Here is a 16,391-nt window from a genome sequence, read left to right as displayed (position 1 = left end):
TGCTCAACGCCTCCCGGGAGCCGATCGCGATCGTCGGCATGGCGTGTCGCCTGCCGGGCGGGGTGGCGAGCCCGGAGGACCTGTGGCGGATGGTCAGTGAAGGCCGCGACGGCGTCTCCGGCTTCCCGACCGACCGGGGTTGGGACCTGGCGGGCCTGTTCGACGAGGACCCGGAGACGACCGGCACCTCCTACGTCGACCAGGGCGGCTTCCTGCACGAGGCCGGCCAGTTCGACGGCGGCCTGTTCGGGATCTCGCCGCGCGAGGCGCTGGCGATGGACCCGCAGCAGCGGCTGCTGCTGGAGACCTCCTGGGAGGCCCTGGAGCGCGCGGGCATCGACCCCGGCACGCTGAAGGGCACCGACGTCGGCGTGTTCAGCGGCATCATGGGAGTCGACTACTTCGCGGGCGGCAGCGTGCCGCCCGAGCTGGAGGGCTTCACCGGAACGGGAGCCGCGGCCAGCGTGGCGTCCGGCCGGGTCTCCTACGTCTTCGGCTTCGAGGGCCCGGCGGTCACGCTCGACACCGCCTGTTCTTCCTCCCTGGTCGCCATCCACCTGGCCGTGCAGGCGCTACGCCGCGGCGAGTGCTCGATGGCGCTGGCCGGCGGTGCGACCGTGATGGCCACCCCCGGTCTCTTCATCGACTTCTCCCGGCAGCGGGGGCTCGCCCCGGACGGCCGCTGCAAGTCGTACGCGAACGCTGCCGACGGCACGGGGTGGGCCGAGGGTGCGGGTGTGGTGGTGCTGGAGCGCCTCTCCGAGGCGCGGCGCAACGGGCACCGGGTGTTGGCGGTCGTTCGCGGCACGGCCGTCAACCAGGACGGTGCGTCGAACGGCCTGACCGCGCCCAACGGCCCCTCGCAGCAGCGGGTGATCCGCAAGGCGCTGGCCAACGCGGGCCTGACCACGGCGGATGTCGACGCGGTGGAGGGTCATGGCACCGGGACGGTGCTGGGTGACCCGATCGAGGCCCAGGCGCTGCTCGCGACCTACGGTCAGGAGCGGACTGCCGAACGGCCGTTGTGGCTCGGCTCGTTGAAGTCGAACATCGGTCACACCCAGGCTGCGGCCGGTGTGGCGGGTGTGATCAAGATGGTGCAGGCGCTGCGGCACGGTGTGCTGCCGCCGACGCTGCACGTGGACGAGCCGTCCTCGCAGGTGGACTGGACGGCGGGTGCCGTCCAGCTGCTGACCGAGGCGCGCGACTGGCCCGAGAGTGACCGCCCGCGCCGAGCCGGCATTTCCGGCTTCGGCGTGAGCGGGACCAACGCCCACGTCATCGTGGAGCAGGCCCCCGAGGCCGAGGCGATGGAGGAACCCGCCGGAGACGGTGTGGTGCCGCTGGTCGTCTCGGCGGCCTCCGCCGGTGCGCTGACGAGGCAGGCGGAGCGCCTGGCCGGGCTGATGGAAACAGCTGAGGGAGCGTCACTTGCACGTGTCGCCGGGGCGTTGCTGTCCGGGCGTGCGGTGTTGGGTGAGCGTGCGGTGGTGGTCGCCGGGACGCGCGAGGAGGCGATCGCCGGTCTTCGGGGGATCGCTGACGGTCCGTCGGGTTCGGCGGGTGCGGTTCGGACGGTGGTGGTCTTCCCGGGGCAGGGTTCGCAGCGGGTGGGCATGGGGCGGGAGTTGTACGAGCGGTTCCCGGTGTTCGCGGAGGCGTTCGATGCCGCGTGTGCGGCGCTGGATGCCCGGCTCGCTGGCTGGGTGGAGTTCCCGGTGGCCGATGTGGTGCTGGGGCGCTCGGGTGATCTGAGTCAGACGGTGTTCACGCAGGCCGGGTTGTTCGCGGTGGAGACGGCGCTCTACCGGTTGGTGGAGTCGTGGGGCGTGCGGCCGGACGCGGTGATGGGGCACTCGATCGGTGAGATCGTGGCGGCCCATGTCGCGGGCGTGCTGTCGTTGGAGGATGCGGCGGCGGTGGTGGCGGCTCGTGGCCGGTTGATGCAGGCGCTGCCGGCCGGTGGTGCGCTGGTGGCGGTGGCGGCGTCCGAGGCCGAGGTCGTGCCGCTGCTGGCTGAGGGTGTGGACCTGGCGGCGGTGAACGGGCCGCAGGCGGTGGTGCTCTCCGGTGTGGAGGACGCGGTCCTCGCGGCGGCGGCGACGCTGGCCGAGCAGGGCCGCAGGACCCGTCGTCTGACGGTGTCCCACGCCTTCCACTCGGCGTTGATGGAGCCGATGCTGGACGAGTTCGCGGCGGTCCTGGCCGATGTGAGCTGGTCCGAGCCGCGCTTCCCGGTGATCTCGAACGTGACCGGAAGGATCGCCGAGGCCGGTGAGCTGACCGACCCGAGCTACTGGGTGGAGCACGTGCGCCGCCCGGTCCGGTTCGCCGACGGCGTCGCCGCGGCGGCCGGCACGGGTGAGGTCGTCTTCGTCGAACTGGGCCCGGGTGCCGCGCTCTCCGGCGTGGTCGCGGAGTCCGCGGGCGAGCGCGCGACCTGTGTGGCGGCGCTGCGTGACGACCACGGTGAGGCGCAGGCTCTGCTGACCGCGCTCGCCGAGGTGTTCGTGCGCGGCGCCACCGTGGACTGGTCCCGACTCGTCCCGGCCGCCGGGCACGTGGACCTGCCGACCTACGCCTTCGATCACCAGCACTACTGGCTCCCCGCCACCCCCGCCACCGACGCGACCTCGCTCGGCCAGGGCCGCGCCGACCACCCGCTCCTCGGCGCGGTGGTCCGCCTGCCGCACTCCGACGGCCTGGTCTTCACCTCCCGCCTCTCCCTGCGCACCCACCCCTGGCTGGCCGACCACGCGGTCGGCGGTGTGGTCCTGGTCCCCGGCACCGGCCTGGTGGAGCTGGCCGTGCGCGCCGGTGACGAGGTCGGCTGCGGCACCCTCGACGAGCTGGTGATCGAGGCGCCCCTGGTCGTTCCCGAGCAGGGCGGTGTCCGTCTCCAGGTGGCGGTCGGCGGCCCGGACGCCAACGGTGCACGCACGGTGGACGTCTATTCCACCCGCGAGGACGCGCACGCCGACTCCGTCGAGGCGTGGACCCGCCACGCCACCGGACTCCTCTCGCCGGCCCCGCTCGCCGCTCCCACACCGAAGTTCGACTTCAGCGCCTGGCCCCCGCCCGGCGCCAGGTCGATGGAGATCGACGGCGGCTACGAACTGCTGGAGCGTGCGGGTTACGCGTACGGCACGTCGTTCCAGTGCGTGCGCGCGGTCTGGCGGCGCGGCGAGGAGGTCTTCGCCGAGGTCTCGTTGCCCGACCAGCTGCTGGAGAGCGCCGCCCGGTTCGGTATCCACCCGGGACTGCTGGATGCTGCCCTGCACTCCAGCATGCTCGACGCGGCCGCCGCCTTCCGCGACCAGCTGCCCGACGGCACGTCGAAGGACGGCACCTCAACGGACGACGGGTCGGATGCCGCCGCGCCGGGTGACCAGCCGGTCATCCGCCTGCCGTTCGCGTGGAAGGGGCTGACCCTGCACGCCGCCGGGGCCGGCTCGATCCGGGTGCGGGTGGTCCAGCTCACCCCGGACACCCTCGACCTGGAGGCGGTCGACGAGGCGGGCGGGCTGGTCCTGTCGCTGGAGTCCCTGGTCTCCCGTGCCGTCTCCGCCGAGCAGTTGGAGGCCGCGGCGGCCGGTGCGACGGGCGGCGACTCGCTCTTCTCGGTCGAGTGGACCGAGCTGCCCGCGCAGGCTGCCCAGCCGTCCGCCCCGGCGCCGTCCGGAGTCACCGTCCTGGAGGCCGTCACCACCGGTGACGGCGACACCCCCCTCGCGCTGACCTCGCGGGTCCTGGAGGCGCTCCGGAGCTGGCTGGCCGAGGAACCCGCGGAGGCCGCCCGGCTGGTCGTGGTCACTCGGGGTGCGGTGCCGGCCGGTGGCGACGGGACGGTGACCGATCCGGCTGGATCGGCGGTTTGGGGCCTGGTCCGGGCCGCGCAGGCGGAGAATCCGGACCGGATCGTGTTGGTGGACTCGGACGAGGTGGAGATCGAGCACCGGTTGGGTGCCGTGTTGGCCTCCGGTGAGCCGCAGTTGGCCCTGCGCGGTGCGACGGCCGCCTATGTTCCCCGGCTTGCCCGGGTGGTGCCGCCCGTCGTCGGTGCCCCGGTGCTGGATCCGGCGGGCACGGTGCTGGTGACTGGCGGTACCGGTTCGCTGGGGGCGGTGCTGGCCCGTCATCTGGTTGCCGAGCACGGCGTCACTCGGCTGGTGCTGACCAGCCGGCGCGGTCTGGAGGCCGAGGGTGCCCGCGCCCTGGTTGCCGAACTGCTGGCGTTGGGTGCGGAGTCGGTCGAGGTGCCGGCGTGCGATGTGACCGACGGGGCGGCCCTGGCGGCCCTGCTGGGCGAGTTGGCCGGGGCCGCGCACCGGCTGACCGCCGTCGTGCATGCCGCGGGTGTTTTCGACGGAGGTGTGCTCGGTGACATCGACCGTGACCGCCTGGAGCGGGTCTTCGCGGCGAAGGTCGGCGCGCTCCAGCAGCTGGACGAGCTGACCCGCGTACTCGCTCCGGACCTGGACGCGTTCGTCGTCTACTCCTCGGTCTCCGCGGTCTTCCTCGGCGCCGGTACCGGCGGTTACGCGGCCGCCAACGCCTTCATGGACGGCCTGATGGCCCGCCGCCGGGCCGACGGACTCCCCGCCCTCTCACTCGCCTGGGGTCCCTGGCAGCAGGACTCCGGCATGGGCGCCGGCGTGGACGAGCTGTCCCGCAGCCGGATGAGCCGGCGCGGCGGCGTCCTGCCGCTGCCGGCGGACGAGGGCATGGCCCTGTTCGATGCCGCCCTGCGCGGCGACCACTCGCTGCTCGTCCCGGTCAAGCTGGACCTGCGGGGCCTGCGCGAGACCGCCACGGCCGGCGGCGTTGTGCCGCTGCTGCTGCGCGGCCTGGTCCGTCCGGCCCGCCAGCAGGCGGCGCGCGGCGCGGGCCGGGACGGCGGCAGCGGGCTCGCCGCCCGGCTGGCCGGACTCGGCCAGGCCGAGCGGGAGGCTGCGCTGCTGGAGCTGGTCCGCACCCACGTCGCCGCCGTGCTCGGCCACGCCGGGGCGGCGAACATCGTCGCGGAACGGGCCTTCCGGGACGCCGGTTTCGACTCGCTGACCTCGGTCGAGCTGCGCAACCGGCTGCGCGAGGCCACCGGTCTGAGCCTGCCCGCCACGGTGGTCTTCGACTACCCGACCCCGCTCGCCCTGGCGCGCTTCCTGCACGGCGAGTTCGACGGTACGGGCGAGCCGTCGGCCGCCGCGGCCCCGGCGGCGGTGCACGACCCGGACGACCCGGTCGCGATCGTCGGCATGGCCTGCCGGCTGCCCGGCGGCGTGGCCGGCCCCGAGGACCTGTGGCGGCTGGTGGCGGAGGGCCGGGACGGCGTGTCCGGCTTCCCGCAGGACCGGGGCTGGGGCCTGGACGAGCTCTTCGACAGCGATCCCGAGCACGAGGGCACCTCCTACACCGACCAGGGCGGCTTCCTGCACGAGGCCGCGCTCTTCGACCCCGCCTTCTTCGGGATCTCCCCGCGCGAGGCCACCGCGATGGACCCGCAGCAGCGGCTGTTGCTGGAGACCTCCTGGGAGGCGCTGGAGCGGGCCGGTATCGACCCGGTCTCGCTCAAGGGCACCGACGTCGGCGTCTTCAACGGCATCATGGGCGTCGACTACTACGCGGGCGGCAACGTGCCCGCCGAGCTGGGCGGCTTCGCGCTGACCGGCGCGGGCGCGAGCGTGGCCTCCGGCCGCATCTCGTACGTCTTCGGGTTCGAGGGCCCGGCGGTGACCGTGGACACCGCCTGCTCCTCCTCCCTGGTCGCGCTCCACCTGGCCGCCCAGGCGCTGCGGCAGGGCGAGTGCTCGCTGGCCCTGGCCGGCGGTTCGACGGTGATGTCGAGCCCGAGCATGTTCATGGAGTTCTCCCGGCAGCGGGCGCTCGCGGCGGATGGGCGGTGCAAGTCGTATGCGGACGCGGCCGACGGCACCGGCTGGGCCGAGGGCGCGGGCGTGCTGGTGCTGGAGCGGCTCTCGCAGGCGCGGCGCAACGGCCACCCGGTGCTGGCCGTGCTGCGCGGCAGCGCCGTCAACCAGGACGGCGCCTCGAACGGCCTGACCGCCCCCAACGGCCCGTCCCAGCAGCGCGTCATCCGCAAGGCGCTCGCCGCGGCGGGCCTGTCGTCGGCCGACGTGGACCTGGTCGAGGGCCACGGCACCGGCACGGTGCTGGGCGACCCGATCGAGGCGCAGGCCCTGCTCGCCACCTACGGGCGCGGCCGATCGGCCGATCGGCCGCTCTGGCTGGGTTCGCTGAAGTCGAACATCGGCCACGCCCAGGCAGCCGCCGGCGTCTCCGGCGTGATCAAGGCGGTGCAGGCGCTGCGGCACGGCGTCATGCCGGCCACCCTGCACGTGGACGCCCCGTCCACCAAGGTCGACTGGACAACCGGCGCGGTACAGCTGCTGACCGAGGCACGCGAGTGGCCTCGGACCGGCCGGGAGCGCCGGGCCGCGGTCTCCTCGTTCGGCCTGAGCGGCACCAACGCGCACGTGATCCTCGAACAGGCTCCCGCCGAGGAGTCGGAGCCCCGTACCGAACCGGCAACAGGAACTGGCGGGGCATCGGACTCGCCGCTGTCGCTCGTCCTGTCGGCCAGGAGCACCGACGCGCTGGCCGGCCAGGCCGGCCGGCTGGCCACCTTCCTCGGGCAGACCCCCGACACGCCCCTGCCGGCCGTCGCGGCGGCGCTGCTCGCCCAGCGCGCGCTGCTCGCCGAGCGGGCCGTGATCGTCGGAGCGACCCGTGAGGAGGTGCTGGCGGGCCTGGCCGCGCTGGCGGAGGGCACGCCCTCGCCGGCGGTGCTGACCGCCGGCTCCGCGCCCGCCGCTGCCGCACCCGGCCGGACCGTGCTGGTGTTCCCCGGTCAGGGGTCGCAGTGGGCCGGTATGGGTCGTGAACTGCTGGACTCCTCGCCGGTGTTCGCGGAGCGGATCGCGGAGTGTGCGGCGGCGTTGGCGCCGTGGATCGACTGGTCGCTGATCGAGGTGCTGCGCGGCGAGGCCCCGGCCGAGCTGCTGGAGCGGGTGGACGTCGTGCAGCCGGCGAGCTTCGCCGTGATGGTGGGCCTGGCGGCCGTCTGGCAGTCGGTGGGTGTGGTGCCGGATGCGGTGGTCGGTCACTCGCAGGGCGAGATCGCGGCGGCCTGCGTGGCCGGGGCGCTGTCCCTGGAGGACGCCGCGCGGGTGGTGGCGGTACGGAGTCAGGTGATTGCCCGTGGGCTGGCGGGTCGCGGTGGGATGGCCTCGGTCGCCTTGGCGGAGGATCAGCTGACCGAGCGGCTGGAGCGCTGGGGTGGCCGGGTCGAGATCGCGGCCGTGAACAGCCCCTCCTCCGTGGTGGTGGCCGGCGATGCCGAGGCATTGGACAAGCTGGTCGAGGCCTGGAGCGCCGAGGGCGTCCGGGTGCGCCGGATCGCGGTGGACTATGCCTCGCACACCCGCCATGTCGAGCTGGTGGAGCAGGAGTTGGGCGAGGCGCTGGCGGGGGTGACCGCTGCGGCGCCGCAGGTGCCGTTCTTCTCCACCCTGCTCGGGGAGTGGGTCCGGGACGCCGGTGTGTTGGACGGCGGCTACTGGTACCGCAACCTGCGCAACCGGGTCGGATTCGGCGCTGCCATAGCGGAGCTGGCGGCCCAGGGCTTCGGGGTGTTCGTGGAGTCCAGTGCCCACCCGGTGCTGGTGCAGCCGGTCAGCGAGGTCGCGGACGGAAGCGACGGAGCGTCGGTCGTCGTCTCCGGCTCGCTGCGCCGGGACGACGGTGGCCCGCGCCGGCTGCTCGCCTCGATGGCCGAGCTCTTCGTCCGTGGCGTGCCGGTCGACTGGTCGGCCGTCCTGCCGGCCGGCGCCACCGACGGGCACCTGGACCTGCCCACCTACGCCTTCGATCACCAGCACTACTGGCTGCCGACCGGCGGCCCGGGTGCCACCGACGCCGGCTCGCTCGGCCTCACCGGCACCGACCACCCGCTGATCGGCGCGTTCGTCGAACTGCCCGGCGACGGCGGCCTGCTCGCCACCGCCCGGCTGTCGCTGCGCACCCACCCCTGGCTGGCCGACCACGCCGTCGGCCGGACCGTGCTGCTGCCCGGCACCGGCCTGGTCGAACTGGCCGTCCGGACCGGCGACGAGGTCGGCTGCGGCACCCTTGAGGAGCTGGTGATCGAGGCCCCGCTGGTGCTGTCCGAGCGGGGCGGCGTCCGGGTCCAGGTCACCGTCGGCGGCCCGGACGAGAACGGCGCCCGCACGGTCGCCATCCACTCGACCCCGGAGGACGCCGCAGGGGAGCCCTGGACCCGGCACGCCACCGGCCTGCTCACGGCGGCTGCCACCGCGCCCGCCGCCGACTTCGCCGGCACCGCCTGGCCGCCGCCCGGCGCCGAGCCGGTCGGGATCGACCTGGCCGAGTTCTACGCCGGGCTGCTGGCCCACGACTACGGCTACGGGCCGGTCTTCCGCGGCCTGCGGGCCGCCTGGCGGCGCGGCGACGAGATCTTCGCCGAGATCGCCCTGCCCGAGCAGGAGCACGGCAGCGCCACCGGCTTCGGCATCCACCCGGCGCTGCTCGACGCCGCCCTGCACAGCAAGGCGTTCCTCGCCGCGGGCGACGGGCGCACCATGCTGCCGTTCGCCTGGACCGGCCTGACGCTGCGCGCGGCCGGCGCCTCGGCGTTGCGGGTCCGGGTCACCCAGCCGACGCCCGACTCGCTGACCCTGCAGGCGCTCGACCAGACCGGTGCGCCGGTCCTGACGGCCGACTCGCTGGTCTTCCGCCCGGTGACGGCCGCCCAGCTGGGCGCCGCGACCGGCCGCGGCGACGCCGGCTCGCTCTTCGGGGTCGACTGGATCCAGCTGCCCGCGAGCGGCGGGCCGGCGGCGGCGCCCACCGCGGTGCGGTTGTCCACCGCTGAGGAGGTGGCGACCTTCGCCGACGACGTGCTCACCGGAGCCGTCGCCGCCCCGGACGCGGTGATCCTCGCGGCGGCCGGGAAGGGACCGGACGAGACCCCGCTGGACCTGACCGACCGGGTCCTTGAGGTCGTGCAGACCTGGCTGGTGGGCGGCGGCTTCGAGCAGACCCGGCTGGTCGTGGTTACCCGGGGTGCGGTGCCGGCCGGTGGCGACGGGACGGTCACCGATCCGGCCGGATCGGCGGTCTGGGGCCTGGTCCGGGCCGCGCAGGCGGAGAATCCGGACCGGATCGTGTTGGTGGACTCGGACGAGGTGGAGATCGAGCACCGGTTGGGTGCCGTGTTGGCCTCCGGTGAGCCGCAGTTGGCCCTGCGCGGTGCGACGGCCGCCTATGTTCCCCGGCTTGCCCGGGTGGTGCCGCCCGTCGTCGGTGCCCCGGTGCTGGATCCGGCGGGCACGGTGCTGGTGACCGGCGGTACCGGTTCGCTGGGGGCGGTGCTGGCCCGTCATCTGGTTGCCGAGCACGGCGTCACTCGGCTGGTGCTGACCAGCCGGCGCGGTCTGGAGGCCGAGGGTGCCCGCGCCCTGGTTGCCGAACTGCTGGCGTTGGGTGCGGAGTCGGTCGAGGTGCCGGCGTGCGATGTGACCGACGGGGCGGCCCTGGCGGCCCTGCTCGGCGAGTTGGCCGGGGCCGCGCACCGGCTGACCGCCGTCGTGCATGCCGCGGGTGTCTTCGACGCCGGTGTGCTCGGTGACATCGACCGTGACCGTCTGGAGCGGGTCTTCGCGGCGAAGGTCGGCGCGCTCCAGCAGCTGGACGAGCTGACCCGCGTACTCGCTCCGGACCTGGACGCGTTCGTCGTCTACTCCTCGGTCTCCGCGGTCTTCCTCGGCGCCGGTACCGGCGGTTACGCGGCCGCCAACGCCTTCATGGACGGCCTGATGGCCCGCCGCCGGGCCGACGGACTCCCCGCCCTCTCACTCGCCTGGGGCATGTGGGAGCAGACCACCGGCATGGCCGCACAGACCGACGACCTGGCCAGGAGCCGGCTCCACCGGCGCGGCGGCCTGCAGGCCCTCACCCCCGAGCAGGGCATGGAGCTCTTCGACGCGGCCCTGCACAGCGACCGCTCGCTGCTCGTGCCGGCCCGGCTGGACCTGCGCGCCGTGCGGGCCGATGCCGCCGCAGGCCGGGAGACGCCCCCGCTGCTGCGCGGGCTGGTCGGCTCCCCGCGGCGGGCGGCCCGGCCGGTGGCCTCCGGCGAGGAGCGGCGCAGGTTCGCCGAGCAGCTGGCCGGGCTGGCGCCGGCCGAGCGGGCGACGGCGCTGCTCGACCAGGTCCGCACCAAGGTGGGGGTGGTGCTCGGTTACCGGGCGGATCAGCGGATCGACGCCGACCAGGGCCTGTTCGAGATCGGCTTCGACTCGCTGACCGCGCTGGAGCTGCGCAACCGGCTGGGCGAACTGGTCGGCGCCAAGCTGCCGACCGGCCTGGTCTTCGACCACCCGACACCGGCACTGCTGGTCGCACACCTGCACGAGCGGCTGTTCGGCGGGGACGCCCCCGGGCTCGGCGGGGTGGCCGTGTGACCGCCGCCGACCAGCCGCCAGGAACCGCACGACGAGAAGGAGGAGCAGTGTTCGACGCCGAGGTGTATCTGGAGCGGATCGGCTGCGAGGGCGAGACCGGTGTGGACATCGAAACGCTGCGCAGGCTGCAGAAGCGGCACCTGATGGCGATCCCGTACAACATCGCGGCCCAGGACTTCGCCGACGCCCCGGTCCTGGTCGCGATCGACGAGGACGAGACCTTCCGGACCGCGGTGCTGGACGGCCGCGGCGGCACCTGCTTCCAGCTGAACCGGCTCTTCTTCCGGCTGCTGCGCGAACTCGGCTACGACGCCTCGCTGCTGGCGGGCAGCACCGCCGAGGGCTGGGAGGAGTTCGGCACCGAGGTTGAGCACATGTTCATCCGGGTCGCGCTGGACGGCGCCCAGTGGCTGGTGGACGCCGGCTACCCCGGGCCCTCCTACGTCGAACCGCTGCTCCTCACCGACGCCGTGCAGACCCAGTACGGCAGCCAGTTCCGGTTGGTGGAGCAGGGCGGCGGCGAGTACGCGCTGCAGCGGCGGGCCCGGGTCGGCCGCTGGGGAACGGTCTACAGCTTCCGGCTGACCGAGCGCCGCTGGGCCGACTGGCAGCCGATGGAGGACCGGGTCCGGGAGAACCCCGCCCCGGCACCGGACGGCGACATGCGGGGCGTGCTGTACGGACGGACCCTGACCGACGGTCAGGTGGTGCTCAAGGGGCGCCGGCACCTGACGGTCCGTGACGGCCGGGAGCGGGCCCGCACCGTGGTGGACGACGGCGAGCACCGGGCCCTGGTCACCGCGATCCTGGCCGGCGACCTGCCCGGGATCCTCCCGCTCGAGTTCTCCTGAACCCCTTACCTGACACCTGAACCGAATACCCCGGAAGGAAAGGAATCCAGAATGGCGACCAAGACGGTTGACGCGGTGGTCATCGGCGGTGGCCCCGCCGGCGCGGTGAGCGCCTACCTGCTGGCCCGTGACGGCCACTCGGTGGTGCTGCTGGAACGTGACGAGTTCCCGCGCTTCCACATCGGCGAGTCGATGCTGCCGTACATGATGGGCCTGTTCGACCGGATCGGGCTGCGCGAGGCGCTGGAGGGCGGCGGCTTCGTGCCCAAGTTCGGCGGCGAGTTCATCGACCCGACCGAGACCAAGTTCTTCTCCGGCGTCTTCCGGGCCGACTTCAGCCTGCAGGGCGACGGCCGCTTCGACCGCGCCTTCCAGGTCGAGCGCGCCCGGTTCGACGGGATGCTGGTCAGCGAGGCGGCCAAGGCCGGCGCCGAGGTGCACCTGGGCGCACCCGTCAAGGACCTGCTGATGGACGGCGACCGGATGACCGGCGTGACCTACGAGGAGGGCGGCGAGCTGCACCGGCTCGACGCCACCTACGTGATCGACGCCAGCGGCCGGGCCGGCCGGATCGCCAACAAGCTCGGCCTGCGCAAGATGCTGGAGAGGCTCCGGATGGTCGGCGTGTTCCGCCACTACACCGGCCTGGACGAGCGCAACAACCTGGGCGCCGAGGGCGACATCCAGGTCGGCGCGCACGACGACGGCTGGGTCTGGGCGATCCCGCTCTCCAAGGACCTGATCAGCGTCGGCACCGTGATGCCCCGCGACGTGTTCCGCAAGGGCACCCCGGAGGAGGTCTTCGAGGAGCACCTGAACCGGGTGCCGCGGATCACCGCGCGGCTGGCCGGGACGAGCCCGTCGATGGACCTCAAGATCGAGACCGACTACTGCTACCACGCCGACACCGTGACCGGCCCCGGCTGGATGATGGTCGGCGACGCGGGCTGCTTCGGCGACCCGATGTTCTCCGGCGGCGTGCTCATCGCCACCTCCACCGCGGTGCGCGCGGCCGAGACCGTCAGCGCCGCGCTGCGCGAGCCGTCGGACGCCGACCGGCTGTTCGACGAGTACTCGAACTACTTCAAGACCGGCTACGACACCTACCTGCGGCTGATCCAGGCCTTCTACGACGGCGAGCTGGTCTCGGTCGCGGCCGACGCCGGACGGACCACCTCGCGGGACGCGCTGGAGCGCTACCTGATCCGGCTGATCGGCGGCGACTTCTGGAGCGAGCACAACGCGGTCGCGCAGGAGATGCGGCGGCGCACCGAGTGGGACGCCTTCCCGCCCTTCCAGCGCGTCTACGGCTGCCCCGCCTACCCGCACCTGGAGGAGCAGGACCGCAAGGAGCGGGCCGAGGCCCGCATCCTGCGGGTGACCAACGGCCAGTAACGGCCAGTAACGGCCGGCACCGGCCACCGGGGGCCGGCGGCACACCGCCGCCGCCGGCGCCCGGCCGGGCGCCGGCCCGGCGCACCTCAGGACAGGGGGGAACGGCGTGACACAACAGATTCCGGTCCGCATCGGCGACCGTTCGTACGACGTGCTCATCGGCCCGGGGGTGCGCTCCGCACTGGCCGAGGTGATCAAGCGGCTCGGCGCCCGGCGGGTCGCCGTGGTCTCGGCCCGGCCCGCGCAGTGGGTGCCCGACACCGGGGTGGAGACCCTGCTGCTGCCCGCCCGGGACGGCGAGCCGGACAAGAACCTTGCCACCGTCGAGGCGCTCTGCGCGGAGTTCGTCCGGTTCGGGCTGACCCGCGGCGACGCCGTCGTCTCCGTGGGCGGCGGAACCACCACCGACGTGGTCGGCCTGGCCGCCGCCCTCTACCACCGGGGCGTGCCCGTGGTGCACCTGCCGACCACGCTGCTCGCCCAGGTGGACGCCAGCGTCGGCGGCAAGACGGGCGTCAACCTGCCCTCGGGCAAGAACCTGGTGGGCACCTACTGGCAGCCCGCCGCCGTGCTCTGCGACACCGACTACCTGACCACCCTGCCCCCGCGCGAACTGCGCAACGGCCTCGGCGAGATCGCCCGCTGCCACTTCATCGGTGCCGGCGAGCTGCGCGGGCGCGACCTCGCCGAGCAGATCGCCGCCAGCGTCCGGCGCAAGGCCGAGATCGTGTCGGCCGACGAACGGGACACCGGCCTGCGGCACATCCTCAACTACGGCCACACCCTCGGCCACGCCCTGGAGACGGCCACCGACTTCGCGCTCCGGCACGGCGAGGGCGTCGCGATCGGCACCGTCTTCGCGGGCCTGCTGGCCGGCGCCCTCGGCCGGATCGGCCCCGCGCGGGTGGCCGAGCACCGGGAGGTCGTCGAGTTCTACGGCCTGCCCGCCGCGCTGCCCGCCGGCGCCGACCCGGCCGAGCTGATCCGGCTGATGAGCCGGGACAAGAAGGCCCGCGGCGGCCTCGCCTTCGTGCTCGACGGCCCCGGCGGCGCCGAACTGGTCCACGAGGTGCCCGAGCAGGCCGTCGCCGACACCCTCGACCGGATGCCGCGCCAACCGCTCGACCGGCTGACCGGCCCGCCCCAGGACGGAACGGGAGCGTCGGTGGCATGACGAACCCAACAGCGCGGCCCGGCGAGCGGGTCGCCGCCGCGCGGGAGCGCAAGCTCGCGGCCCGCCTCGCCGCGGCGCTGGAGCGGCCCGCCGCGCAGCAGCCCGAGTGGCCGGACCCGGCCCGGGCCCGGGCGGTGGCCGGGCGGCTGCGCACCGCGCCCCCCGTGGTGGCGCCGGCCGAGACCGCCCGGCTGTCCGAGCGGCTCGCGGCGGTCGCCCGCGGCCAGGCGTTCCTGCTGCAGAGCGGCGACTGCGCGGAGACCTTCGCCGAGGCGACCGAGCCGCACCAGCGGGCCAACCTCGGGCTGCTGGCCCGGATGGCGCTGGTGCTCGGCCGGGCCGCCGGGCTGCCTGTGGTGCCGGTGGCCCGGATGGCCGGGCAGTACGCCAAACCGCGCTCCCGGCCGCTCGACGCCGACGGCCTGCCCGCCTACCGCGGCGACATCGTGCACTCCGCCGAACCGACCGCCGCCGCCCGCACCCCCGACCCCGACCGGATGCTGCTCGCCCACGCGCACGCCGTGCGGACGATGGCACTGGTCCGTCTGGTGGGCGCGGAGCACGCGGCGGACCCGCGCGAGCTGCACACCGGGATCCGCGCGCACGCCGGCCGCACCCCGGGCGGCGAGCGCTTCCTCCCGGCCGGGGGCCCGCCCGGCGAGGTCTTCGTCAGCCACGAGATGCTGCTGCTCGACTACGAGACCGCCCAGCTGCGGCCCGCCCCGCCGAGCGGCGGCCCGGAGCCGATGCTGGCCAGCCCGCTCGCCCACTTCCTCTGGATCGGCGAGCGCACCCGCGGCTTCGACGACGCGCACCTGGCGGTCGCCGAACTGCTCGCCAACCCGATCGGCGTGAAGATCGGCCCGGGCACCACTCCCGAGCAGGCGGCCGAGTACGTGCACCGGCTCGACCCGCACGGCGTCCCCGGCCGGCTGACCCTGATCAGCCGGATGGGACACACCCGGGTGCGCGAGGTGCTGCCGTCGATCGTCGAGAAGGTCACCGCGACCGGCCACAAGGTGATCTGGCAGTGCGACCCGATGCACGGCAACTCCCGCACCACGGCCGACGGCCGCAAGACCCGGGAGGTGGACCACGTGCTGGACGAGATCACCGGTTTCTTCGAGGTCCACCGAGCACTCGGCACCAACCCCGGCGGCCTGCACCTGGAGGCGACCGGCGAGGACGTCACCGAGTGCCTGGGCGGGCCCGGGCGGCTCGGCGAGCAGGACCTACCGGCCCGCTACCGCACCGCCTGCGACCCCCGGCTGAACGAGGAGCAGGCGATGGCGCTCGCCTTCACCGTCGCCGCGCTGCTCGCCGACGGCACCGCGCCCACCACTCACCCCGCCTCTGGAGCTGGAGACCGGCATGACCGATGAGGCCGCCACCCCGCCGCCCGACCGGGCCGCCGAACCGCCGCCGCCCCGGCAGGCCGTGATCAGCGGCAGCACCCGGCTGTACGCCGTGCTCGGCGACCCGGTCGCTCAGGTCCAGTCGCCGGGGCTGCTCAACCCGCTCTTCGCGGACCAGGGCGTCGACGCCGTGCTGGTCCCGGTCGAGGCGCGCCCGGACGACCTGGAGCGGGTGGTCCGCGGCCTGCAGCGGATCGCCAACCTGGACGGCCTCTTCGTCACCGTCCCGCACAAGGCGGCCGCCGCCCGGCTCGCCGACCGGCGCAGCCGCACCGTCGAGATCACCGGCACCGCGAACGTGCTGCGGCGCGAGGCCGACGGGCAGTGGCTGGCCGAGAACTTCGACGGCTCCGGCTTCGTCGCCGGCCTGGCCCGCGCCGGGCACCGGTTGGTGGGCCGGCGGGTGGCGCTGGCCGGGGCCGGGGGAGCGGGCAGCGCCATCGCGGCGGCACTGCTGGCCGCCGGCGCCGACCGGCTCACCCTCACCGACCCGGACCTGCCCAAGCGGGACCAACTGCTCGACCGGCTCGCCGTGCACTGGCCCGGCCGGGTCCGGGCCGCCGCCGAACCCCCGCTGCCGGAGAGCGATTTGGCGGTCAACGCGACACCGCTGGGGATGCGGCCCACGGACCCGCTGCCGTTCCCGCCCGAACTGCTGCCGCCCGGCGCGGTGGTGGCCGACATCGTCATGAAGCCCCGGGAGACCCCACTGCTGCGGCGTGCCGCCGCGGCGGGCCACCAGGTGCACCACGGCAGCCACATGCTGACCGGTCAACTGGAGTCCTACCTCACGTTCTTCGGCCTGCCCGCACCCGCCACCGGTTGACCACCGACCGGCCCACCAGCAAGGCCGGGTGACTACCAGACCGGGGGATGCCGGGCGCCGGGGCGCGATACCTACAGTGAGGGTCGCGCGCCTTGCGTGTGAATTCCGGGGGCCAGGACGTTCCACGGACCAGCTAGCCGCCCCGGCCGCTTTATGCCGCTCATCGGCCATTCCGGCCGAGCCTCGGCCACCGGCCGAGAGAACAGTCCGAAGCCGAGATTTGGAGAC

At 74.3% G+C, this 16,391-nt stretch carries 5 protein-coding genes and 1 pseudogene; all 6 read left to right on the top strand.

What is annotated here, in order from left to right:
• Positions 1 to 17: 17 nt before the first annotated feature.
• Positions 18 to 10,502 (top strand): annotated as a pseudogene (locus tag ACGF12_RS09210) (type I polyketide synthase); the annotation flags it as partial.
• 47 nt (positions 10,503 to 10,549) lie between these two features.
• On the top strand, positions 10,550 to 11,353 hold the full coding sequence (locus ACGF12_RS09205; protein WP_393027497.1) for an arylamine N-acetyltransferase: 804 nt from the start codon (positions 10,550 to 10,552) through the stop codon (positions 11,351 to 11,353).
• Between the two features lie 51 nt (positions 11,354 to 11,404).
• The gene (locus tag ACGF12_RS09200; RefSeq protein WP_393027495.1) at positions 11,405 to 12,748 is read left to right on the top strand and encodes an NAD(P)/FAD-dependent oxidoreductase; all 1,344 of its coding nucleotides are present in this window, start codon (positions 11,405 to 11,407) and stop codon (positions 12,746 to 12,748) included.
• Positions 12,749 to 12,854: 106 nt separating this feature from the next.
• A complete protein-coding gene (locus ACGF12_RS09195; RefSeq protein WP_393027493.1) occupies positions 12,855 to 13,922 on the top strand; it encodes a 3-dehydroquinate synthase family protein in 1,068 nt (355 codons plus the stop codon).
• Positions 13,919 to 15,304, top strand: coding sequence for a 3-deoxy-7-phosphoheptulonate synthase (locus tag ACGF12_RS09190; protein ID WP_393027491.1), 1,386 nt, complete (start codon positions 13,919 to 13,921; stop codon positions 15,302 to 15,304). Before ACGF12_RS09195 ends, ACGF12_RS09190 begins: the two co-directional genes overlap by 4 nt.
• Positions 15,294 to 16,163: a shikimate dehydrogenase family protein gene (locus tag ACGF12_RS09185; protein WP_393027489.1), complete on the top strand. Its 870-nt coding sequence runs from the start codon at positions 15,294 to 15,296 to the stop codon at positions 16,161 to 16,163. The genes ACGF12_RS09190 and ACGF12_RS09185 overlap by 11 nt, the downstream gene beginning before the upstream one ends.
• The last annotated feature ends 228 nt before the right edge of the window (positions 16,164 to 16,391 follow it).

The organism is Kitasatospora sp. NPDC048296, assembly GCF_043201815.1.
Classification (GTDB): Bacteria; Actinomycetota; Actinomycetes; order Streptomycetales; family Streptomycetaceae; genus Kitasatospora.
Note: the sequence above shows the minus strand (reverse complement) of the source record. Positions and strands in the feature narration are given on the sequence as shown.

What these genes read in the sequence shown, in the direction of transcription:
- ACGF12_RS09200 (WP_393027495.1), top strand. Translation starts at nt 11,405, where the DNA reads ATGGCGACCAAGACGGTTGACGCGGTGGTCATCGGCGGTGGCCCCGCC.
- ACGF12_RS09190 (WP_393027491.1), top strand. Translation starts at nt 13,919, where the DNA reads ATGACGAACCCAACAGCGCGGCCCGGCGAGCGGGTCGCCGCCGCGCGG.
- ACGF12_RS09185 (WP_393027489.1), top strand. Translation starts at nt 15,294, where the DNA reads ATGACCGATGAGGCCGCCACCCCGCCGCCCGACCGGGCCGCCGAACCG.